This window comes from Rhodococcus qingshengii JCM 15477 (genome assembly GCF_023221595.1).
Classification (GTDB): Bacteria; Actinomycetota; Actinomycetes; order Mycobacteriales; family Mycobacteriaceae; genus Rhodococcus_F; species Rhodococcus_F qingshengii.
The window spans coordinates 5,753,315-5,774,778 of record NZ_CP096563.1 but is presented as its reverse complement, the minus strand read 5'-3'; the positions used below and the strand labels follow the sequence as shown (position 1 = coordinate 5,774,778).

General features: G+C 62.1%; 23 protein-coding genes. 16 read left to right on the top strand and 7 right to left on the bottom strand.

What is annotated here, in order from left to right:
• Positions 1 to 9: 9 nt before the first annotated feature.
• Together M0639_RS26695 and M0639_RS26690 are read right to left on the bottom strand one after the other, a co-directional pair.
• Entirely contained in the window at positions 10 to 222 is a 213-nt protein-coding gene (locus M0639_RS26695) for a helix-hairpin-helix domain-containing protein (RefSeq protein ID WP_007730800.1), read from the bottom strand.
• 32 nt (positions 223 to 254) lie between these two features.
• Positions 255 to 1,685 (bottom strand): MFS transporter, encoded by a 1,431-nt coding sequence (locus M0639_RS26690; protein ID WP_064074995.1) that lies wholly within the window; start codon positions 1,683 to 1,685, stop codon positions 255 to 257.
• 63 nt (positions 1,686 to 1,748) lie between these two features.
• Between M0639_RS26690 and soxR the strand changes: the two genes are divergently transcribed.
• Positions 1,749 to 2,189: a redox-sensitive transcriptional activator SoxR gene (gene soxR, locus M0639_RS26685; protein WP_003943238.1), complete on the top strand. Its 441-nt coding sequence runs from the start codon at positions 1,749 to 1,751 to the stop codon at positions 2,187 to 2,189.
• Positions 2,190 to 2,201: 12 nt separating this feature from the next.
• Here soxR and M0639_RS26680 read toward each other — a convergent pair whose 3' ends face one another.
• The 3 genes from M0639_RS26680 to M0639_RS26670 form a co-directional block, all read right to left on the bottom strand.
• Positions 2,202 to 3,008, bottom strand: a complete 807-nt coding sequence (locus M0639_RS26680; protein ID WP_003943111.1) for an ABC transporter ATP-binding protein — start codon at positions 3,006 to 3,008, stop codon at positions 2,202 to 2,204.
• Positions 3,009 to 3,023: 15 nt separating this feature from the next.
• Entirely contained in the window at positions 3,024 to 3,728 is a 705-nt protein-coding gene (locus M0639_RS26675) for a FadR/GntR family transcriptional regulator (protein WP_064074994.1), read from the bottom strand.
• Positions 3,729 to 3,830: 102 nt separating this feature from the next.
• On the bottom strand, positions 3,831 to 4,391 hold the full coding sequence (locus M0639_RS26670) for a TetR/AcrR family transcriptional regulator (RefSeq protein ID WP_003943195.1): 561 nt from the start codon (positions 4,389 to 4,391) through the stop codon (positions 3,831 to 3,833).
• A 157-nt stretch (positions 4,392 to 4,548) separates the two neighbouring features.
• Between M0639_RS26670 and M0639_RS26665 the strand changes: the two genes are divergently transcribed.
• The 6 genes from M0639_RS26665 to M0639_RS26640 all read left to right on the top strand — a co-directional run bounded on the left by M0639_RS26665 (position 4,549) and on the right by M0639_RS26640 (position 10,578).
• Entirely contained in the window at positions 4,549 to 5,520 is a 972-nt protein-coding gene (locus M0639_RS26665) for a phosphotriesterase family protein (RefSeq protein ID WP_030536044.1), read from the top strand.
• Between the two features lie 3 nt (positions 5,521 to 5,523).
• Positions 5,524 to 7,179 (top strand): AMP-binding protein, encoded by a 1,656-nt coding sequence (locus tag M0639_RS26660; RefSeq protein ID WP_063315557.1) that lies wholly within the window; start codon positions 5,524 to 5,526, stop codon positions 7,177 to 7,179.
• Between the two features lie 250 nt (positions 7,180 to 7,429).
• Complete coding sequence (locus M0639_RS26655; protein WP_064074993.1) at positions 7,430 to 8,821, top strand: MFS transporter; 1,392 nt, start codon at positions 7,430 to 7,432, stop codon at positions 8,819 to 8,821.
• A 68-nt stretch (positions 8,822 to 8,889) separates the two neighbouring features.
• Positions 8,890 to 9,564 carry a TetR/AcrR family transcriptional regulator gene (locus tag M0639_RS26650; RefSeq protein WP_054800570.1) on the top strand — a complete coding sequence of 225 codons (675 nt, stop codon included), beginning with the start codon at positions 8,890 to 8,892 and terminating at the stop codon, positions 9,562 to 9,564.
• A gap of 38 nt (positions 9,565 to 9,602) precedes the next feature.
• A complete protein-coding gene (locus M0639_RS26645) occupies positions 9,603 to 10,235 on the top strand; it encodes an HAD family hydrolase (RefSeq protein WP_064074992.1) in 633 nt (210 codons plus the stop codon).
• Between the two features lie 55 nt (positions 10,236 to 10,290).
• A complete protein-coding gene (locus tag M0639_RS26640) occupies positions 10,291 to 10,578 on the top strand; it encodes a putative quinol monooxygenase (RefSeq protein ID WP_042446304.1) in 288 nt (95 codons plus the stop codon).
• A 74-nt stretch (positions 10,579 to 10,652) separates the two neighbouring features.
• Here M0639_RS26640 and M0639_RS26635 read toward each other — a convergent pair whose 3' ends face one another.
• Positions 10,653 to 12,155 (bottom strand): AMP-binding protein, encoded by a 1,503-nt coding sequence (locus M0639_RS26635; protein WP_003943099.1) that lies wholly within the window; start codon positions 12,153 to 12,155, stop codon positions 10,653 to 10,655.
• Positions 12,156 to 12,292: 137 nt separating this feature from the next.
• Between M0639_RS26635 and M0639_RS26630 the strand changes: the two genes are divergently transcribed.
• On the top strand, positions 12,293 to 12,973 hold the full coding sequence (locus tag M0639_RS26630; RefSeq protein WP_007730821.1) for a TetR/AcrR family transcriptional regulator: 681 nt from the start codon (positions 12,293 to 12,295) through the stop codon (positions 12,971 to 12,973).
• A 73-nt stretch (positions 12,974 to 13,046) separates the two neighbouring features.
• Here M0639_RS26630 and M0639_RS26625 read toward each other — a convergent pair whose 3' ends face one another.
• Positions 13,047 to 13,523 (bottom strand): MaoC family dehydratase, encoded by a 477-nt coding sequence (locus M0639_RS26625; RefSeq protein WP_003942878.1) that lies wholly within the window; start codon positions 13,521 to 13,523, stop codon positions 13,047 to 13,049.
• A gap of 157 nt (positions 13,524 to 13,680) precedes the next feature.
• On the opposite strand from M0639_RS26625, the gene M0639_RS26620 reads away from it, so the two are divergent.
• Genes M0639_RS26620 through M0639_RS26585 form a run of 8 tightly spaced genes read left to right on the top strand, consistent with a single transcriptional unit; the run spans position 13,681 to position 21,446 of the window.
• Entirely contained in the window at positions 13,681 to 14,502 is an 822-nt protein-coding gene (locus M0639_RS26620; RefSeq protein WP_003942864.1) for an SDR family oxidoreductase, read from the top strand.
• Positions 14,499 to 15,302: an enoyl-CoA hydratase-related protein gene (locus M0639_RS26615; protein WP_042446294.1), complete on the top strand. Its 804-nt coding sequence runs from the start codon at positions 14,499 to 14,501 to the stop codon at positions 15,300 to 15,302. The genes M0639_RS26620 and M0639_RS26615 overlap by 4 nt, the downstream gene beginning before the upstream one ends.
• Entirely contained in the window at positions 15,289 to 16,509 is a 1,221-nt protein-coding gene (locus M0639_RS26610; protein WP_019745701.1) for an acyl-CoA dehydrogenase family protein, read from the top strand. The genes M0639_RS26615 and M0639_RS26610 overlap by 14 nt, the downstream gene beginning before the upstream one ends.
• Position 16,510: 1 nt before the next feature.
• Positions 16,511 to 17,293: an SDR family oxidoreductase gene (locus M0639_RS26605; protein WP_007730827.1), complete on the top strand. Its 783-nt coding sequence runs from the start codon at positions 16,511 to 16,513 to the stop codon at positions 17,291 to 17,293.
• On the top strand, positions 17,286 to 18,320 hold the full coding sequence (locus M0639_RS26600; protein WP_030536037.1) for a phosphotransferase family protein: 1,035 nt from the start codon (positions 17,286 to 17,288) through the stop codon (positions 18,318 to 18,320). The genes M0639_RS26605 and M0639_RS26600 overlap by 8 nt, the downstream gene beginning before the upstream one ends.
• A gap of 45 nt (positions 18,321 to 18,365) precedes the next feature.
• Positions 18,366 to 19,124 (top strand): 3-oxoacyl-ACP reductase FabG, encoded by a 759-nt coding sequence (gene fabG, locus M0639_RS26595; RefSeq protein WP_020909429.1) that lies wholly within the window; start codon positions 18,366 to 18,368, stop codon positions 19,122 to 19,124.
• 34 nt (positions 19,125 to 19,158) lie between these two features.
• Positions 19,159 to 20,352: an acyl-CoA dehydrogenase family protein gene (locus tag M0639_RS26590; RefSeq protein ID WP_064075095.1), complete on the top strand. Its 1,194-nt coding sequence runs from the start codon at positions 19,159 to 19,161 to the stop codon at positions 20,350 to 20,352.
• Positions 20,349 to 21,446 (top strand): acyl-CoA dehydrogenase family protein, encoded by a 1,098-nt coding sequence (locus M0639_RS26585; RefSeq protein WP_064074991.1) that lies wholly within the window; start codon positions 20,349 to 20,351, stop codon positions 21,444 to 21,446. The genes M0639_RS26590 and M0639_RS26585 overlap by 4 nt, the downstream gene beginning before the upstream one ends.
• Positions 21,447 to 21,464: the final 18 nt, after the last annotated feature.

Below are 21,464 nucleotides of genomic sequence, written 5' to 3'. Positions count from 1 at the left end.
TGTGAGAGCTCAGTCGGCGAAGCTCAGACCACGTTCGGCGAGTGCTTCGCGCAGAATCCTCAAGGCCTTCGGTCCCATCCCGTGCAAAGCGCCGAGTTCCTTCTCGGACACGGACGTCAGCTGCGCGAGATGGGTGTAACCCGCTGCGATCAGCGCGCGCTGTGCGGGAGCTCCCGTCTTCGGGAAGTCGGTTTCCACTGTGCCCGGATCCGGTTCTGTCACTGGCCAACTCCTCCGTGTGGGTTTCTCACAGTTTAGCGAGCGTCGTGAACGATTTCGGGGCTGCCGATTTTGTCGGGCGTTCGCGGAAGTGCGCGAGCTGCCACGGCAATGCCGATGATCGAGACAGCGGCGAAGGTGAAGAGAAGCAATTGCGCAGAACGAAGCGTCGACGGTTCGCCGATGTTGACCAGCACTCCGGCCAGGGCTGCACCGAAAGCATTGGCGATCAGCTGAACGGTGTTGATGGCAGCCGAGGCACGCGCACCTTCTCCGGGATCGGTGACCGAGGTCATCGCCCCGACTGCAAGATGAGGCCAGGCGATGCCGATTCCGACGCCGGCGAACAGCAGTCCGATCACCCACGCGACCATCGCACCGGCGCCGGCGTGTTCGGTGAGAAATGCTGCCATGATGCCCAACCCGATCGCGACGAGGATCGGACCGCTGACAACGATTCGTCGCACGATACGAGGGGTCGTGGCCGAGGCGCTCGGGATTTCGCCGAGAGTCCAGCCGAGAGCGAGTGCGGCCCCGAGGAATCCGGCCGCGAGCGGCGCCAGGCCGGCAAGTCGTTGCCCGAAGAGTGGAATGAACGTCTCGACGGTCGACGCGACAGCGAGGACGACGATGGTCAGGTACACCCATTTGAGGGACGACGCGTTGAACGTCGACGGCGGTAGTACGCCGTGGCGCGAGCGACGGTCAGCGGCGACAAAAGCGATCAGTAGCAGCACAGCGGCGAGAACCATTGCGGCGGTCACGGCGAGGTTGGACAGAATGCCGGCAACGCTGACCAGCAAAGCTGCCGCAGTCAGCAATGCCAGCGAGAGGACCGGCACCGGGCTACTGGTGGTGCTGCCCGGTTCATGTGCCGGTAGCGCGCTGGGGACGAGAGCGGCGACTGCGATCGTCGCGATGGCCAGGACGCCGAAAGCCCATCGCCAGGCTCCGAACTGAGCAAAGACACCGCCGATTGCAGGGCCGGCGAAGGTGCCGACTCCCCACATCGCCGAAACCAGCGCGGCCCCGCGAGTCCACAGATGTCTGGGGAGCGCGGCATTGATGACGGCGTAACCGAGACCGGCCAGCAGGCCACCGCCCGAACCCTGGATCGTGCGGCCGACCAACAGCAATTCCATCGTCGGGCTGACCGCACAGACAACGGTGCCGAGCGCGAAGATCGCGAGGCCGATCAGGTAGGCCCCGCGCGGTCCCCTGGCAGCGAGGACGTTGGTGACCAACATCGAAGAGATGACGGAAGCAATGAGGAAGACCGTCGCGGTCCAGGCGTAGTACTGCTGACCGCCGATGTCGTCGATGGCAGTCGGAAGCAGGCTGGTCGTCAGGTAGACGTTGGTCGCGTACAGCGCAACGCCGCCTGCGAGGACGGTAGCGGTGCCGAGGTATCGACCGCTCAGGAGCTGCCGCCAGGTTCCGGTGGGAGCATCGGTGGGGGAGTGCATGTTGTCGAAGGTAGAATCTCAAGTGCGCTTCAGGTCAATGTCGCGCAGCCATTGGGAGGCAGAATGATCCGTAAGAGTGACGAACTTCTCTCGATCGGCGAGGTATCGGAGCGCACTGGCGTCGCCGTGTCGGCTGTGCGCTACTACGAAACACTCGGTCTGGTTCCTGCGGAGCGGACGGCAGGAAATATGAGGAAGTTCCCGCGGCATTCGATCCGGCGGGTGTCGCTGATCCAGTTGGCAGTCAGATTCGGGATACCCCTGGCCGAAGTTGCCGAAGTATTCGGATCGTTGCCGCAGGGGCGAACTCCGACGAAGAAGGACTGGCGCAAGATTTCCACGGAGTGGAATCAACGCCTCGAGGATCGCAAGCAGGCCATCAACCGGATGCAGGACGAACTGACGGGCTGTATCGGCTGCGGGTGTCTGTCACTGAAAACATGCAACCTGCTCAACCCTGGAGACGAACTGGGCCGGGAGGGACCCGGCGCCAGACGTCTCTGAAACTACTGTCGGTCACACTCTTTCGCGTGGCCGCGACTGAGCATTCCACCGACCACCACGACGCTCGATCTCGATGGGATGCGAGAAGCACTCGCTGATGTTCTGGGTGGTGATCACATCCTCGGCGAGGCCGCTGGCGGTCACGACGCCGTCCTTGATCAGAAGAGCATGTGTGGTGGTGCTGGGGATCTCCTCGATGTGGTGCGTCACGAGGATGCTGGCAAGTGACGGGTTCTGATTGCGGAGGTCGTCCAGTGCCGTCAAGAGTTGTTCGCGTGCAGCAAGATCGAGCCCGGTCGCCGGTTCGTCGAGCAGAAGCAGGCGCGGTTCGACCATGAGTGCGCGGGCGATCAGGGCTCGTCCCCGTTCGCCTTGGGACAAGTTGGGCCACAGCGCGTCTGAACGCGGACTCATTCCGAGTAGATCGATCAGTGCGTCGGCGTGAGCCTCTTGCTCCGGCGTCGGTGACCAGCGCGGCATCACCTCGGTGGTGTTGGTGAGGCCGGTGATCACGACGTTGCGGACGGTGATCGGAATTCCGATCGTGTGACGAGGGTTCACGTGCCCGATGTCCATCCGCAGTTCCCTCATGTCGACGCGGCCCAACTTGTGGCCGAGGACGTAAACGGAACCGCGAGTCGGGTGGGCGGTTGCTCCGAGCAGGCTCAGAAGCGTGCTCTTGCCCGCGCCGTTCGCGCCGAGGAGGACCCAGTGTTGTCCGGGTTCGATCGAAATATTGATGTCTTTCAACAAGTATCGGCCGTCGCGGACGAGATCCACGTGTTCGGTCGACAGAACTGTGCCGGTGGGGTGTTGCACGAGAACTAACCTCTCTTAGGCGTCGAGCACACGCAGTCGTCGTAGGACGGTGTCGATGTTTGCTCGAGTTGCCGCTACCGCGGCTTCTGGGTCGGCGTCTTGAAGGGCCTCGACCAACTGATCATGGGCATGTGAGGTGTCGGGGACGCCGGCCTCGTGGGCCATCATCTCGACGAGGGATTCACGAAGGAGTGGACGCACCGACGTGAAAAGCGAGAGCAGAACTGCGTTTCCTGACAGTCGAACGACTTCGGTGTGGAAGTCGAGGTCGACGTCGACGAACTTCTCGACATCACCCTCGAAATGACTGTGTCGCATGGTCAGTCGACGCAGCAGGCCGTCGAGGTCCTCGGGTTGTACCCGCTCCGCGGCCAGTCTGGCGGCCTCGATCTCGAGTGCGCGACGGACTTCGAAGACCTCGAGGATCCTCGAGCGTCGAAGAAGTTTGGTGAATTCGTCGACGTGTTCGAGTTCGGACGCGGCAGCCACGAAGGTTCCGACGCCGTGTCGGACTTCGAGTAGTCCGTCGCGAGCGAGGAGGCGGATTGCCTCGCGAATCGAGGAACGCCCGACGCCGAGTTCGACGGCGAGGGCCGCCTCGCTCGGTATGCGCTCGGACGGCGCCCACGTTCCATGCATGATTCGCCCGCGCAGCAACTGTTCGAGTTGCGGTACCAGCGGACCACTGCGAAGTGTGAATCCTGTGTGGTCGTCGGACACGGCTCGCCTCTCGGGTGGGTACCGAAAGAGTAACAACTCATCAGACGTCTGAGGACTCGGGTGGCCGGTGTGTCGCCGTAGTGTTCACGCGGTCGAAGCGTGTCAGTTGCGGGTGACGCCGAGGAGCAGTGCGATCAGGTCGAGGGCCGTCTCGATCTCGGCCTTTTCTCGGCCGAGCAGGGGGGCGTAGAGGTGTACGTCGCAGATGCGAACGAGGGCTTCGCCCAGCACTTGCGGCGAGAGCGTGATCGTCAGTTGGCCGGCGTCGACCTGGGACTGCAAGATTTCGGCGGTGATGGAGGCGGAGATCGATTCGATGGAGCCGGGCATCATCGCGAGTTTGATGAACACCATCGGTTCGCGTTTGGTCAGCGCGCGCAGTTCTGTCGACGATTCCACCGATCGCATAACGCGGCCGAAGACGTCGAGAATGTACTCCGGACCTTGCCCCGACGCCTGTGACATCGCCTTTCGGTATGTCCGTTCGGTGGCCTCGGCCAGCACTGTTCCGAGCAGTTCGTCGCGGTTGCCGACCCAGCGGTACAGCGTCGCGCGGCCTACGCCGAGACGTTCGGCGAGCAGTGACATGTCGAGTGGTTCCTCCGCGAGGTACATGCTCGCGGCGGTGTCGATCGCGCGTCGGCGTTCGAGGTCGGTAGGCATCGGGACATTCTCTCCGGTTGTCCGGTACTGCACAATTTCGGCCGTTGAAAAATGGTGAGCCTCGGGGGATCGAGCCTATTGACGAACCTGGCCACGTGAGACACACTAGCTCATTGTCTCATGTTAGTGATGGCGATCACAGTCAGGGGTTCGATCGATGAGTTCAGTACAAACCGTTCGTGGGCCGGTGGATACAGCCGATCTGGGAAAGGTGTTGATGCACGAGCATGTCTTCGTTCTGGGTGAGGAGTTGCGCCAGAACTACCCCGACTACCCCGAACCCTGGGACGAGGAAGTACGGGTAGCGGACGCGGTGGCAAAGCTGACCGAGGTGAAGTCCCGCGGAATCAGCACGATCGTCGATCCCACGGTGATCGGCCTCGGCCGGTACATTCCGCGCATCGTCCGGATCAACGAGCAGGTCGATCTCAACATCATCGTTGCTACCGGCATTTACACCTACAACGACATTCCCTTCCAATTCCATTACACCGGACCGGGATTGCTGTTCGACGGCCCCGAGCCGATGGTCGAACTGTTCGTCAAGGACATCAGGGAAGGAATCGCCGGAACCGGTGTCCGAGCCTCCTTCCTGAAGTGCGCCATCGAGGAGCCGGGCCTTACCCCCGGCGTCGAGCGGGTCATGCGCGCGGTCGGACAGTCGCAGGTGGAAACGGGAGTGCCGATCACCGTGCACACCAATCCGCACACTGAATCCGGGCTGGTCGCGCAGAAGGTTCTGGCCGAAGAGGGTGCGGATCTGACCAAGGTGGTCATCGGTCACTCCGGCGACACCACCGATCTCGACTACTTGTGTGCGCTGGCCGATGCCGGTTCGCTACTGGGGATGGACCGTTTCGGTCTCGAACCGTTCCTGTCGTTCGAGGATCGTGTCAACACCGTGGTGGAGATGGCCCGTCGCGGTTACGCGGAGAAGATGGTTCTGGCGCATGACGCGTCGTGTTTCATCGACTACTTCCCCAGTGCTGCAAGAGAAGCGGCACTTCCGAACTGGAACTACACCCACATCAGCGATGATGTCATTCCGGCGCTGCTCGAACGTGGTGTCACCGAAGACCAGGTCAAGGCGATGCTGGTGGACAACCCACGTCGGTACTTCGAGAGCTGAGATATGACCAACGTGTACGAGAGCAAGCCCTGGCTCGCCAATTACGACGCCGACACTCCGCCGAACGTAGACATCGAGCACGTCGACGCCCTCGCGATGTTCCGTGCTTCGCTGGAGCGCGATCGCACTGCCCCGATCATCAGGTACTTCGACAGGACCGTCAGCTTTGCCGAGCTCGACGAGATGTCGGATGCGCTTGCCGTAGCCCTCGCCAAGGATGGAATCGGGTTCGCAGACAGAGTTTCCTTTGTCCTGCAGAATGTTCCGCAGTTCGTGATCGCGACAGTCGCGGTCTGGAAGCTCGGTGCCGTCGTCGTTCCGGTCAATCCGATGTACCGCGACCGTGAGCTGTCCACCGTACTGGCCGACAGCGGAGCGGCGGCAGTCATCTGTCTCGAGTCCTCGGCCGAGACCGTGGCGACTGCGTCCGAGGGCACCGCAGTGCGACGGGTGATCACCACGTCGGAACTGGATTTTCAGTCGCGCGACGATGAACGGATCTTCGGTTCGGCGTCCAGGATTCGGCACGATGGATTTCCGGATCTACTGGAATTGATCGAGGCTCATCGAGGGCAGAAGCCCGAGAAGGTCGATCTGTCCCCGGAAGACCTTGCCTACCTTCCCTATACGTCAGGGACAACCGGCCCGCCGAAGGGGTCGATGAACACGCACTCAAATGTCGTGTTCGCAGCGCAGATCTATCGGGACTGGCTGGGGTTGCGCCCCGGCGGCGCGATGTTCGCGGTGGCGCCACTGTTCCATATCACCGGGTTGATCGGGCACGTCGCGGCTCCACTCCTAGCCGGCGCGCCCACGATTCTGACCTGCCGATTCCATCCCATCGTTGCAGCGGAGTCAATTTCGGAGCATCGGGCTACCGCGATCATCGGAGCGATCACGGTATTCATCGCGTGGACGGACAGCGCCGCAGTCTCGAAGGAATCTTTGAGCTCTCTCGAGTCGGTGTATTCAGGTGGCGCGCCGATCCCGCACGCGGCGTTGGAAGCGTTCCGGGCGAAGTTCGGTCACTACATTCACAACGGCTACGGGCTGACCGAGACGAACAGCCCGGCAATCGTGGTGCCGAATTCGCGTGAAGCGCCGGTAGATCCGGCGTCGGGGGCCGTTGCTGTCGGCGTACCGGTATCGAATACGTACGCCGAGGTGGTGGACGAGAACGACAAGCCGGTACAGGTCGGGGAGTACGGCGAGATCGTGGTCTCCGGTCCCCAGGTTGCACTCGGATACTGGAACAAGCCGGACGAGACCGCACATGCCATGCCGGACGGGCGTTTTCACACCGGCGACATCGGATTCATGGACGGCGACGGTTGGTTTTACATCGTCGACCGGATGAAGGATCAGATAAATGCGTCGGGCTTCAAAGTGTGGCCACGCGAAGTGGAAGATGTTCTCTACGAACACCCCGCCGTACGAGAGGCTGCTGTCGTCGGTGTCATGGATCCGTATCGCGGCGAAACCGTGAAGGCCTTCGTGTCCTTCAAGGACGGTGCCGAGGCGACCACCGAGGATCTGGTCGAGTTCTGCAAGGAAAGGCTTGCAGCATACAAGTATCCACGCATCGTCGAGGTCATGAATGACCTCCCGAAAACAGTGAGCGGCAAGATTCTTCGTCGTGAACTGCGGGTACCGAACTAGATCTGCCTGACAAACGAATTGCCGGCCGCCGACAAGGTGAGCCGGCCATTCGTCGTGGTGGCTGACGAGCATCGGTAGGGGATTTAGTCCCCTATGCGGCAATGCATTTCAGTGATTGACATCACTCTTTTTGTATCGCAGACTGATCGCAACGCCACAGAGTTGAAGTTGGTGTCAGTTTCTACTTCTGGCCCGGTTCCGCTTCTCAACTCCCGGCGCGACGAGCGTCCGACCCATCGAGGAGTAACCCATGACGAGATCGGCAGTGGATTCGAGCACGCAGGCAGGGGGCCTGTCCGATCAGGAACGGAAGAAGAAGAAGGCGCACCGCAAACTTCTAGGCGCGGGACTGCTCGGCAGTTCCATCGAGTGGTACGACTTCTTCTTGTACGGAACGGCTGCGGCACTGGTCTTTCCGCATGTGTTCTTCCCCGATTCATCCGCACTGATGGGCACATTGCTCTCGTTCAGTACGTTCTGGGCCGGCTTCGTTGCCCGCCCCATCGGCGGTTTGGTCGCCGGACACTTCGGCGACAAGTACGGACGTAAGCCCGCTGTCGTCACCTGCCTGTTGCTGATGGCCGTCGCGACGTTCCTGATCGGCGCGATCCCGAGTGCGTCGGCAATCGGCGTCGTCGCTCCGATTCTTCTGGTGACACTGCGATTCATCCAAGGTCTCGCCTGCGGTGGCCAGTGGGGCGGAATCGTCCTTCTCCTCACCGAATCAGCGAGTCCCAAGAAGCGCGGATTCTCAGGCACTTTCGGTCAGATGGGTGTCTCGTTCGGTGTAGTGCTGGGCAACCTGGTCTTCCTCGTCGCGACCGCGACCATTTCCAACGAAGCATTCCTGAGTTGGGGTTGGCGGGTTCCGTTCTTCGCCAGCGCGCTGCTCTTCCCCGTGGTTCTGTACATCCAGACGAAGGTCGAGGACACACCGGAATTCCTCGAGTTGCAGGAAGACGCCAAGAAGAACCAAAAGGACGTCGTCGTTCAGGCTCCACTGGCGCAGGCGCTCAAGGATCACTGGCGCAAGATTCTGCTCGGTTGCGGACTTCTGGCCGCCACCAATGCACTGTTCTACATCAGCATCGCCGGCGTGCTCAGCTACGGCACAACCGAACTGGGGTTGAAGCGGAACTCACTGCTCATCATCTCGCTCCTGAGTGCGTTGCTGACAGTCGGTGTGGTGCTGTGGTCCGGGAAGATGTCCGACAAGATCGGTCGTCGTCCGATGATCCTGATCGGCGCCGCGGCGATCGTGGTCTGGGCATTCCCGTACTTCTGGTTGATCAACACCAGGTCCCTGCCGCTGTTCTTCATCGCGGTGACAGTCGGCAGCGTGTTCCAGTCGATGACCTACGGGCCGATCGCTGCGTACATGGGTGAGCTGTTCGCGCCCAACGTGCGTTACTCGGCAGCATCGTTGGCGTACCAGCTGGCGGCGATCACGGTCAGCGGTGGTACTCCGTTCATCATGACGGCACTCATCGCGAAGACCGGGACCACTACATGGGTTGCCGTGTTCGTAGCCCTCATGGGTCTGGTGACCTTCTTCAGTGCCTGGGTGCTGAAAGAGACCAACCCGAAGGAAGTTCGGGACGATCCGAACGCAATTCCGGGCGCGCACCTGTACGCCAAGTAACTCTTTCGGTTTCGAGTAGACGCCCGCTATCGGTCACCGGTAGCGGGCGTCTGACGTATAACTGGAGCATGGCTGCAGCACGCACAGGCTCCGAAGATGCTTCGTCGACAGTGTCACGGGAACTCCCCTCCACTCAGCGTGGCTTGCGTACGCGTCGAGCGTTGATCGATGCGGCCCGCACCGTTTTCGAACGGACCGGTTATCTGGACTCGCGGCTGATCGACATCACTGTGGAGGCGCAGTGCTCGGCCGGTACTTTCTACACCTACTTCGCGAGCAAGGAAGAGATCTTCGCGGCAGTGATGGAGTTGGCGCGCGAAGACATGATGCATCCGGGTATGCCGCACACTCCGAAAGGCGCGGATCCTGCTGAGGTCATCGCGGCGAGTAACCGCGCGTACCTCGAGGCATACCGACGGAACGCGAAGCTGATGGGACTGCTCGAGCAGGTAGCAAGCATCGATCCGGAGTTCCGGGTTCTCCGCATCGAGCGTGCTGACGCGTTTGTTCGACGCAACGTGCGCAGTATCGAGAAGCTGCAGAAGGCCGGACTGGCGGACGCGAATCTGGATCCGCTACTGACGTCTCGGGCACTCTCCGGGATGATCAGTCGACTTGCGTTCGGGTACTTCGTATCCCGCGGCGGCGAGGACGGCGCCGCCGGAGTGACCTTCGACGGTCTGCTCGATACCGTCAACCGGTTGTGGATCAACACATTGCAATTCTCGCTACGCCGAAATTGATGTTGACGCCGGGTTCATGTTTGGTGTCTGATGGAGCAATGACACCCACGCGTACGGCAGTGCTCGTCGATTTCGGTGGAGTTCTCACCTCCAGTGTGCTGCGGGCCTTCGAAGATTTCGGGGCCTCGCTTGGCGGCGACCCACGACTTCCGTTGACCCTGCTCTCCCGCGACGACGTCTCGAAGAAACTGCTCTCCGATCACGAATCCGGAAAGATCGACCAGGAGGCCTTCGAAGCAGGATTCGGGGAACGGCTACGAGCGCACGGCGCCGTCGTGGACAGCGAAGGATTGGTCGACCGTATGCAAGCCGGGCTGATTCGAGACGAGGAGATGGTGCGACTGATTGCGGACGTGCGGGCGGCGGGTCACCCTGTTGCGCTCGTGTCCAATGCTTTCGGGCGTGATTGCTACGCGGGTTTTGTGCTCGAGGACCTCGCCGACGAAGTGGTGATCTCCTCGGAAGTCGGGATTCGTAAGCCCTCTCGTCAGATCTACACCATCGCGTGTGAGCGGCTGGGTGTTGCGCCCGAAGGCGCCGTGATGATCGACGACCTGCAACAGAACCTCGACGGCGCGGCACGATTGGGGATCGCCGGCATTCTCCACACCGATGCGGAAAGCACTCGCAGTCAGTTGGAATCGACGTTCGGACTACTGCCCATGCAGTGAAACTGTAGGTTCTCGGTAACACTCGAATACTGCTGGAACACTTTTGGAGGAATGAATGATTGCTGTCATCGCGGATATCACCGTCAAAGACGGAAGCGGCGAACAGTTCGAAGCCGTAGTCGCCGAACTTGCCGAGAAGGTGCGCACGGAAGAGCCCGGAACGGTTCTGTATCAACTGATCCGCTCGAAGACGGATACGAATTCCTACAAGTTCATGGAGCTGTATCAAGACGGTGCTGCGATCAAGGCCCATGGATCGTCCGAGCATTTCCAGGCCGCGGGAAAGGCGATGGCGCCCTTCCTCGCAGGCGCCCCGCAGATCGAGTACTTCGACGCACTCTGAGCGCATGGACAGGGCACTCTGAGCGCATGGACAGGTGAACCCCGGCGAAATCTCGCCGGGGTTCACCTGTGTTTTCAGTTCTGCTTCTGGGCGAGGAGTTCAGTGCGGTCGATCGATCGCTTGAGGATCTTTCCCGTCGAACCCTTCGGGAGCGCGTCGATGAACTGGACCACCCGCGGAATCTTGTAGGCGGACAGACGTTCCCGAGCCCACGAGGTGACGTCATCTGCTTCGAGGTCGGAGCCTGGGCGCACGGCCACCACCGCCGCAACCTCCTCGCCGTAGTAGTCGTCGGGTATACCGATCACCGCGGCCTCGATGATGTCGGGGTGCTGGTAGAGCACCTCTTCGACCTCGCCTGGATAGACGTTGTATCCACCGCGGATGATGAGGTCCTTGACGCGGTCGACGATGCGAAGGTCACCGTCGGCGTCGGTCTCGCCGAGGTCTCCGGTGCGGAACCATCCGTCGTCGGACAGGACGGCGGCCGTGTCGGCCGGGCGCTTCCAGTAGCCCTTCATGACCGTCGGTCCTTTGATGAATACCTCGCCCACTGTGCCTGCCTGGCAGACATTTCCGTCGTGATCACGGACCTCGACCTCGGTGCGCGGTACGGCGCGGCCGGTGTATCCGATCTTTGCGACGCGGTCGATGCTGTTGAAAGTTCCGAATGCGCTCGTCTCGGTCAGGCCGTAGCCCTCGAGGATTGTGCAGTTGAACCGTGCTTCGAAGGCGCGAGCGACTTCACCGGGAAGTGATGCGCCACCGGAGATTGCGATCCGCAGTTGTTCGAAGTCGGAGCTGTCCACGTCGGCTGCGGCGTGCAGCATGGCATTCCACATGGTGGGGACGCCGGCCATGATGGTGAGCTTGTCCCGACGCACCAGATCGAGCATGGCGGCCGGGTCGAACCGGGCGAGCAGGGACAGCGATCCGCCGCCGGTGAAGGTTGCCATCATGACCGAACCCTGGCCGAAGATGTGAAAGAGCGGCAGTCCGGTACCGGTGCGGTCCGAGGGATTTCCGCGGCTGCTCTCGGCGCCGATCTCACCGGCAGACAACAGATTCCCGACCGTCAGCTGAGCGCCCTTCGGACGTCCGGTGGTACCGGAGGTGTAGAGAATCGCCGTGGTGTCCGCTGCGTCGCGGTCGACCACCGTTGCCGGTGGATGGTCGGCCTTCGCCGATTCTTCGGTGAGCGTCCACACCGGGACGCCGCGCGCACTCCCTGCATCCTGAACTGCGGGACCGAGCTGGTGCCAGGCGATCGCCAGCGAAATCTCGGCGTCGTCCAGTACGTACTCGACTTCGGGTTGCGCCGACATCGTGTTGATGGGCACCACGACACAACCTGCAGCCTGAATCCCCATGTACGCCACGATGAATTCAGGCACCGACGGCGCCGCGAGCAGAACCCGGTCGCCGATGCTCAACCCTTCGTCGCGAATGCGGCCGGCAAACGCCAGAGACGCGTCGTGGAGCTGTCGGTATGTCCAATGATTATCCGTGCCGCGAATTGCAATATTTTCCGGAGTGGCTTCCGCGTGACGGGTCACCGGGTCGAGAACGCTAACCATGGTTCTGCCTTTCGGGAGGAATCGACCGATTGTGTGTCCTGGGTCTCACCAGAGCGTACACTTGAATCCGGCGTCAACATCGAGTCTGCTGGGATTGTCCCGAAAATGATGTTGATCGGAAGGATGAGGAGCGCACCGTGCTCGACGACGAATCGCGAATTGCCGCCTTACCGGTGGCTCCGCCCGCGCTGCTCCGGGATCGACCGACCACCGAGCGGGGGACACGCACGCGTGCGGCATTGGTTGCTGCTGCCCGTAAGGTTTTCGAGCGCAGTGGCTATCTCGATGCACGTTTGATCGACATCGCAAAAGAAGCCGGTTGCGCGACGGGATCGTTCTACACGTACTTCGCGAACAAGGAAGAGGTGTTCGCCGCCGTCCTCGAGGTCGCGCGAGACGACATGATGCACCCGGGCATGGGACGCGTTGCGAGCGCGGACGATCCGTACGCCGTGCTCGAGGCAAGTAATCGAGCGTATCTGGCCGCGTATCAACGCAATGCGAAGTTGATGGGGCTCATGGAGCAGGTAGCTCACATCGACCCGGAGTTCCGGAAGTTCCGCAGCGAGCGTGCCAATGCGTTCATACGCCGTAATGCCCGCGGGATTGCAGATCTGCAGTCCCGCGGCATCGCGGACACGACGCTGGATCCGATGACGGCGTCGATTGCTCTGTCCGGCATGGTGAGTCGACTCGCCTACAGTCTGTTCACCCTTCGTGAGGGTGAGGTGGACGGGCGTTCACCGGAGTTCGATCAGATTGTCGCCACTGTGACCGATCTGTGGGCGAACGCTCTGAAGTTCCCCGACCGTCTCTGACGAGGTGGGCCGCCCCGGCTGCATCGATGTTCGAGCGGCCGGGCGTCCCAGTCTCGGTTCAGCTCTTTTCGGTTCAGCTCTTTTCGACGACGCGAGCGACGGATTCGGCGACCACGACGGGCTTGTCGGAACCCTCGCGCTCGACCACCTGGCTCATCTTCACTTGGATTCCGCCGGGCAACTGCTCCGCGGACACGACGGTTGCGCGCATCCGGACCCGGGATCCCACGGGAACGGGAGCGGGGAAGCGAACCTTGTCGTAGCCGTAATTGAGGCTGTGGGCGAAGCCGTCGAAGTGGATGAGTTGGTAGGAGAACTGGGGTCCCAGTGAGAGGCTGAAGAGTCCGTGCGCGATCGTGCTGCCGAGCGGGCTCGATGCGGCTCGTTCCGGGTCGACATGAATCCACTGATGATCGTTTGTGGCTTCGGCGAACGCGTTGATGCGCTCCTGGGTGATGTCGTACCACTCCGTCGGGCCAAGTTCCTGGCCGATGAGCTTCTCGAGCTCGGCGAAGGTGGACGGGCGGACGGGCAATTGGTTTTCAGTCATCGTTATCCCTTTACTCGCAGTTCAGGAGGACGGAACGGGCCGTTCGGGTGACCGTCGCGATTCGACGGTTGAAACTGACGCCGGATTCAACTATACATGAGGGGAGACGTGGATCACTGTCAGCGCGTAGGTATGACGCAAGCGAGAGGAATCGCTCATGAAGGTTGCCCAGAAGGTAGCAATTGTCACCGGTGGCGGCGGGGGAATCGGCGGTGCACTGGCCGAGCGACTGGCTGCCGAGGGTGCTCGCGTCGTAGTGGCTGACCTGGACGGGGCAGCAGCTTCGGCAGTAGCAGAGGCGATCAACGCGGAGCGTCCCGGAGCGGCCGTGTCTGCCGGTGGCGACGTCTCCGACGAGACGGTCATTGCGGGCCTGATCGCGCAGGCGGAAAAGGAATTCGGCCCGGTCGACCTCTACTTCGCCAATGCCGGCGTTACCGGTGGCATGGGCCTAGACATCAGTGAAGACGTCTGGGACACGACGATCGACGTCAACGTTCGCGCCCACATTCGCGCTGCCAGGCTCCTCGTCCCCGGCTGGACGGAGCGCGGGGAGGGCTACTTCATCAGCACGGCCTCTGCGGCCGGCTTGCTCAGTCAGGTCGGGTCCGCCGCGTACTCGGTGACCAAACATGCCGCGGTCGCGTTTGCCGAGTGGCTCTCGATCACCTACGGAGATCAGGGTGTTCGCGTCAGTTGCCTGTGCCCGATGGGCGTCAACACCAAGCTTCTCTACGAAGGTGAGAACTCCGGCGATCCGGTCGGCAAGGCCGCAACCGGAGCCGTGCTTGCGGCAGGCAACGTTCTCGAGCCTGCCGAATGCGCCGAAATCGTTCTTGCGGCAGTGGATGCCGAAGAATTTCTCATCCTTCCGCACAAGAACGTGCTGGACATGTACCGGCAGAAGGGCGCCGACTACGACCGTTGGCTGCGCGGGATGCGCCGGTACCAGGCGTCGCTCCTCGCGGGAACACGATGACCGAGGAACTCGTCCTCTCCGAGCAGAGAGGAGCGGTGCTGGTTCTGACATTCAATCGGCCCCGCGTTCTCAACGCGTGGACCAACGAGCTCGAAGATCAGTACTACGACTTTCTGGCCGTGGCAGACGAAGATCCCAGTGTCCGAGCAATTGTTGTCACCGGCTCCGGCCGAGGATTCTGCTCGGGTGCTGACCTCGGCAATTTGAAGAACGTCGGCGAAGTCTCCGAAAGTGATCTTGTCCGGCCGCGAGACCGTCATTTCCCGACCACCATCCGCAAGCCGCTGATCGCCGCCGTCAACGGCGTCGCTGCCGGGCTCGGAATGGTCGAGGCTCTGTACTGCGACGTTCGTTTCGGTTCGAGCGCAACACGATTCACTACCGCGTTCGCGCGTCGAGGCCTGATCGCGGAGTACGGCATCTCCTGGATGTTGCCCCGCTTGGTCGGGCACAGTCGAGCAGTCGATCTTCTGCTTTCCAGCCGGATGGTGGACGCCGACGAGGCGTACCGCATCGGTCTGATCGACCACCTGGTCACCGGCGGTGACGTTCTGGATGCGGCGATTGCTTACGCCGAGGACATCGCGGCGAACTGCTCGCCGACGTCCCTCTTCGTCATCAAATCTCAGATGAGTGCCGACGCGCACTCGACCTTCACCGATTCCGCCAGGCGTGCGGAATCGCTGATGCTGAACGCATTTCACGGCCCGGATGTCGTCGAGGGTGTCAACAGCCATCTCGAACATCGAGCCCCCAATTTTCCTTCCCTCTCTGTCAGGAGTTCACATGTCAGTGTTTGAGTTCTCGGATCGCACCAAGAAGTACCAGGCCGAACTGCTCGATTTCATGGACAAGCACGTTTACCCGGCCGAAGCGGTCTACGAAGAGCAGATGCGTGAGTCCGGTAACCCGCACTTTCAGCCGCCGATCATCGACGACTTGAAGAAGGAAGCCAAGGCCCGCGGGCTGTGGAACCTCTTCCATCCCCATCCCGAATGGGGCCCCGGCCTGACCAACCTGGAATACGCACCGCTCGCGGAGATCATGGGCCGCAGCCACCTGGCCTCCGAGGCCACCAACTGCGCCGCTCCGGACACGGGAAACATGGAGGTGCTCACGCTCTTCGGCACCGACGAGCACAAGGAGAAGTACCTCAAGCCGCTTCTCGAAGGCGAAATTCGTTCCGCTTTCGCGATGACCGAGCCCGAGGTTGCCAGCTCCGACGCCACCAACATCCAGCTCCGTATGGACCGTGACGGCGACGAGTACGTGCTGAACGGCCGTAAGTGGTTCGCTTCCAACGCCTTGCACCAGAACTGCAAGGTTCTGATCGTCATGGGTAAGACCGACTTCAATGCCGCCACCCACCGTCAGCAGTCGATGATGGTCGTGCCGATCGATGCTCCCGGCGTCACGATCCTGCGCAACCTGCCGGTTTTCGGCTACCAGGACCGCGAAGGACACGGCGAGATCACTTTCGAGGACGTGCGCGTCCCGGCCAAGGACATTCTCGCCGGTGAGGGTGAAGGATTCGCGATCAGCCAGGCCCGCCTCGGCCCCGGCCGCATCCACCACTGCATGCGTGCAATCGGAATGGCCGAGCGCGCACTGGAACTGATGTGCAAGCGCGCATCCACCCGCATCACCTTCGGGAAGCCCGTCAGTGACAACGCGAATATCCAGGACTGGATCGCCGAGGCTCGTATCGACATCGAGATGGTTCGACTCCTCACGCTCAAGGCCGCACACATGATGGACACGGTGGGCAACAAGGAAGCGCGCACCGAGATCGCAGCCATCAAGGTTGCGGCACCGAACATCGCGCTCAAGATCATCGACCGCGCCATCCAGGTTCACGGCGGTGGCGGCGTCACCGACGACTTCCCGCTCGCGATGGCTTACGCCCACATGCGCACCCTTCGCCTGGCCGACGGCCCGGACGAGGTGCACAAGCGCGCCATCGCCAAGCAGGAACTGCGCAAGTACCGCGAAGTCAAGGCGAACTGACATGGCAGGACTGGATCTCACCGGTAAGACGGCAATCGTCACAGGCGCATCGCGGGGCATCGGCCTCGCGACCGCGCAGGCGATTGCGGCGGCGGGCGGAAACGTCGTACTGACTTCGCGCTCACAGGAATCCGCAGATGCGGCTGCCGCGCAGGTGAACGGCAACGCGATCGGCGTCGGCGCTCACGCGACGGACGAGGATGCTGCACGCAAGTGCGTCGAGCAGACGATCGAGCGTTTCGGCAGTCTCGACATCTTGGTGAACAACGCGGGCACCAACCCGTCGTTCGGGCCGATCATCAACCAGGATCACTCGCGCTTCGCCAAGACTTTCGACGTCAACGTGTGGGCTCCAGTCCTGTGGACCGGCCTCGCAGCGCGGGCCTGGATGGGCGAGCACGGTGGTTCCGTGGTCAACACCGCTTCGATCGGCGGCATGGCGTTCGAGGCGGGAATCGGTACGTACAACGCGTCGAAGGCTGCTCTGATCCACATCACCAAGCAGTTGGCGCTCGAGTTGTCACCGAAGATTCGTGTCAACGCCGTTGCGCCGGGAGTGGTGAGAACCAAACTCGCCGAAGCTCTGTGGAAAGAACACGAAGAAGCGGTGTCCGCGTCGACTGCTCTCGGACGCATCGGTGAACCCGAGGACGTGGCCGCTGCCATTGCCTTCCTGGTTTCGGATGCAGCCCAGTGGATCACCGGTGAGATCATGACCATCGACGGTGGCCAGTTGTTGGGTGACGCACTCCCGTTCCGGCAGGGAGCGTCCGTCGGTGGCTAGCGTCGGAGTAGTGGGACTCGATACCGAAGCGGTCACCGGGTGGATCGCAGGCCTGGGGATCGACTTTTCCGGGCCGTTGTCCTTCGATCGAATCGGCTTGGGGCAATCGAATCTCACGTACCTGGTTCGCGATCACGACGGCAATCGCTGGGTGCTACGACGCCCACCGCTGGGGCATCTGCTGGCCTCGGCTCACGACGTGGCGCGTGAGGCTCGAATCCTGAGCGCTCTCGAATCCACCGACGTGCCTTCGCCGCGAGTATTCGGGTTGACCGAGGATCCTGCCGTCACCGAAGTTCCGCTGCTCCTCATGGAATTCGTGGACGGCGAAGTGGTGGACCGAATGCCTCTTGCGGAGGCGTTGTCGGAAGATCGTCGCCGGGCAATCGGAATCTCGCTCGCTCAGACGCTGGCGAAGATACACGCCGTCGACCTCGAGCAGGCCGGTCTCGACGACCTGGCAAGCCACAAGCCCTACGCTGCACGGCAGTTGAAGCGTTGGGGAGGTCAATGGGAACAGTCGAAGACGCGGGAATGCCCTGATCTCGACGATCTCACCCGACGCCTGATTGCAGCCCAGCCGGATCACACTGAAACCACGTTGGTGCACGGCGACTTTCACCTACGCAATGTGATCACCTCGGCGAGCAACGGCGAAGTTGTCGCGGCCCTCGACTGGGAACTGTGCACACTCGGTGATCCGTTGGCGGACGTCGGAAGCTTGTTGGCGTACTGGCCGGCGGCTGGTGAGAATACCGGCGGCGATTTCCCGGCATCGGCACTCCCGGGATTCCCCTCGCGAGAGGAGATCTCCCGGATCTATCTCGAGGCCACCGGACGGGATCCTGCTGCGCTGAAGTTCTGGCACACGTTGGGACTGTGGAAGATTGCCGTGATCGCCGAGGGCGTGATGCGTCGCGCCCGCGACGAACCGCAGAATGCCGCCGAGAGCGGAACTCCCACCGTGGAACGTATTGACGCCTTGGTCGCCAAAGCCAGGGAAATTGCAGATCAGGCCGGGATCTGACGAGATCGTCCGGTGTCCGTCGAATCACGAAAGTATGGAGGGCCAGTGAGCCAGGAACGTAGAACCGCAATTGTTACGGGTGCAGCACGCGGAATCGGTGCGGCAGTAGCGAAGCGACTGTCGGAAGACGGTTTTGCCGTCGCCGTGCTCGACCTCGACGAAGCGGCGTGTGCGGGAACCGTCGACGCGATCAAGGCCGCAGGCGGACAGGCGCTGGCCGTCGGCGCTGACGTCTCCGACGAGGCTTCGGTTGCTGCAGCAGTGGATCGTGTGGCCGCAGAACTGGGTGCACCTACCGTGCTGATCAACAATGCCGGTATCACTCGCGACAACCTTCTGTTCAAGATGAGTGTTGCCGAGTGGGATTCGGTGATGAACGTCCACCTGCGCGGAGCGTTCCTCATGTCGCGTGCGGTGCAGAAGTACATGGTGGAAGCGAAGTTCGGCCGCATCGTGAACCTCTCGAGCACGTCGGCTCTCGGTAATCGTGGACAGGTCAACTACTCCGCTGCGAAGGCCGGAATGCAGGGCTTCACCAAGACATTGGCCTTCGAGCTGGGCAAGTTCGGCGTGACCGCGAACGCTATTGCCCCCGGATTCATCGAAACCGAGATGACCGCCGCAACGGCCGAGCGCATGGGCGTCGGCTTCGAGGACTTCAAGACCGCTGCCGCTTCGCAGATTCCGGTCAATCGCGTCGGACAGCCCGAGGACATCGCGCACACCGCGTCGTTCTTTGTCAGCGAAGGCGCAGGCTTTGTTTCCGGTCAGGTCGTCTACGTCGCCGGTGGACCGAAGGACTGACCGTCCGCTCACCGCTCGAACCGAAGGAATGGGCATGGCTTTCGACGAAGAGGCAGTATCGCGTGATCTCACCGAGAAGGTGAACACGCTTCTCGCGGAGAACGATCCGAACAGCGTGTCGGTATCGGACTTCCTCGGCGCACGATTCGACGCCGGACTGGCGTGGGTTCATTTCCCCGAAGGTCATGGGGGACTCGGTGTACCGCAGAGCTTTCAGCGTCAGGTGAACGCTCAGCTGGAGGCCGCCGGTGCACCGGGCCCGGCCACCGGCAAGAACGGGATCGGACTGGGCATGGCGGCACCGACCATCGCTGCCTTCGGCACCGAGGAGCAGAAGCAGAAGTTCCTGCGCCCGTTGTGGACTGCGGAGACGGTCTACTGCCAGCTGTTCAGTGAACCGGGCGCAGGTTCGGACCTCGCGGCCGTCGCTACCCGCGCCGTCCGCGACGGCGACGACTGGATAGTCAACGGGCAGAAGGTATGGACGTCGGGCGCGCAGAATGCGCAGCTGGCGATTCTCGTGGCCAGGACCGATCCGTCACGTTCCAAGCATGCGGGTCTGAGCTACTTCATCTGCGACATGACCGATCCGGGCGTCGATGTCCGGCCGCTGCGTCAGATCACCGGCGAGGCCGAATTCAACGAGGTATTCCTCACGGACGTCAGGATTCCGGACGCCAATCGCCTCGGAGCCGAAGGCCAGGGGTGGAAGGTTGCGACCACCACCCTGAACAACGAGCGTGTTGCCATCGGTTCGGGCGCACCGCGTGAGGGAGGCATGATCGGAAAGGTCGCTCAGGCCTGGCGTGACGAGCCCGAGCTGCGTAATCCGGCGATGCACGACGAGCTGATGCGGCTCTGGACCGAATCCGAAGTTGCGCGTCTGACCGGTGAGCGACTGCGCCAGCAGCTCGCCGCCGGCCAGCCCGGCCCCGAAGGCTCGGGAATGAAGCTCGCGTTTGCCGGTTTGGCTCAGCAGATTTCGGGTTTCGACCTCGAGCTGCACGGCGAAGCCGGTCTGCGCTACGACGACTGGACGCTGCGTCGACCGGATTCCGTCGACTTCACCGGGCGTGAACCCGGATACCGGTACCTGCGAGCCAAGGGCAATTCGATCGAGGGCGGAACGTCGGAGATCCTGCGCAACGTCATCGCAGAACGTGTACTCGGGTTGCTGCCCGAGCATCGCGTCGACAAGGACATCGCCTGGAAGGACTTACCCCGATGAGCGCCGATCTGTTGTACTCCGAGACCGAACAAGATCTGCGAGCCAGCGTCAGACGACTGCTGAGCGAGCGCGCCGGCGCCGACACCGTGGTCACGGCGTACGACGACGTGTCCGCCGACTTCACCGGGCTGTGGAAGTCGCTGGCGTCGGAACTCGGTTTGGCGGGACTGCTGGTACCCGAGGAACTGGGCGGGGCAGGTGCGTCGACGCGTGAGGCGGCGGTCGTGATGGAGGAGATCGGACGTGCGGTCGCTCCCGTTCCGTTCTTCACCAGCGCGGTGCTGGCGACGACGGCGTTGCTGAAGGCCGGCGAGACCGAGGTGCTCGGTCAATTGGCAGCGGGGGATTCGACGGCTGCTCTGGTCGTCCCGTTGTCCACTGCACCAGGAACTTTCACACCTACTGTCAAGGCAACGGCGAGTGGACTCGTCGGCAGCGTCACGACGGTTGCCGGCGTCGCCGAGTCCGATGTTCTTGTTGTTCCGGTTGCGGGTGAAAGCGGTCTGGAGCTGCATACCGTTCGGATCGCCGACGCTACCGTCACGCCGGTTCTGTCCCTGGACATGACGCGCCGATTGGCGGACGTCGAGTTCTCGGGGTCGTCGTCGGTCCGTGTCGACAGCGGCAATGCGGCGCAAGCGGTTGAGGAAGCGTTGCTCTGTGGAAGCGCACTTCTGGCGTCCGAACAGTTCGCTGTAGCTCAGTGGTGCCTCGAAACGACTCTCGCGTATGTGAAGGAGCGCAAGCAGTTCGGCCGGGCGATCGGTTCGTACCAGGCGATCAAGCACCGCCTCGCCGATCTCTGGCTCGAAGTCAGCTCTTCGGGAGCGGCAGCACGATATGCGGCGGACACCTATGCACGCGGCGACGCCGATGCGGCGATCGCAGCGACGGTGGCCCAGGCATTCTGCAGCGGCGTCGCGGTTCATGCTGCCGAGGAGTGCGTCCAACTTCATGGTGGTATCGGAATGACGTGGGAGTATCCGGCGCACTTGTACCTCAAACGGGCGAAGAGCGATCAGCTGTCGCTGGGAACCGCGTATCAGCATCGGGCACGCCTCGCCGAGTTGGTCGACCTCCCGATCTCGTCCTGAAACTCACCCACTATCTGT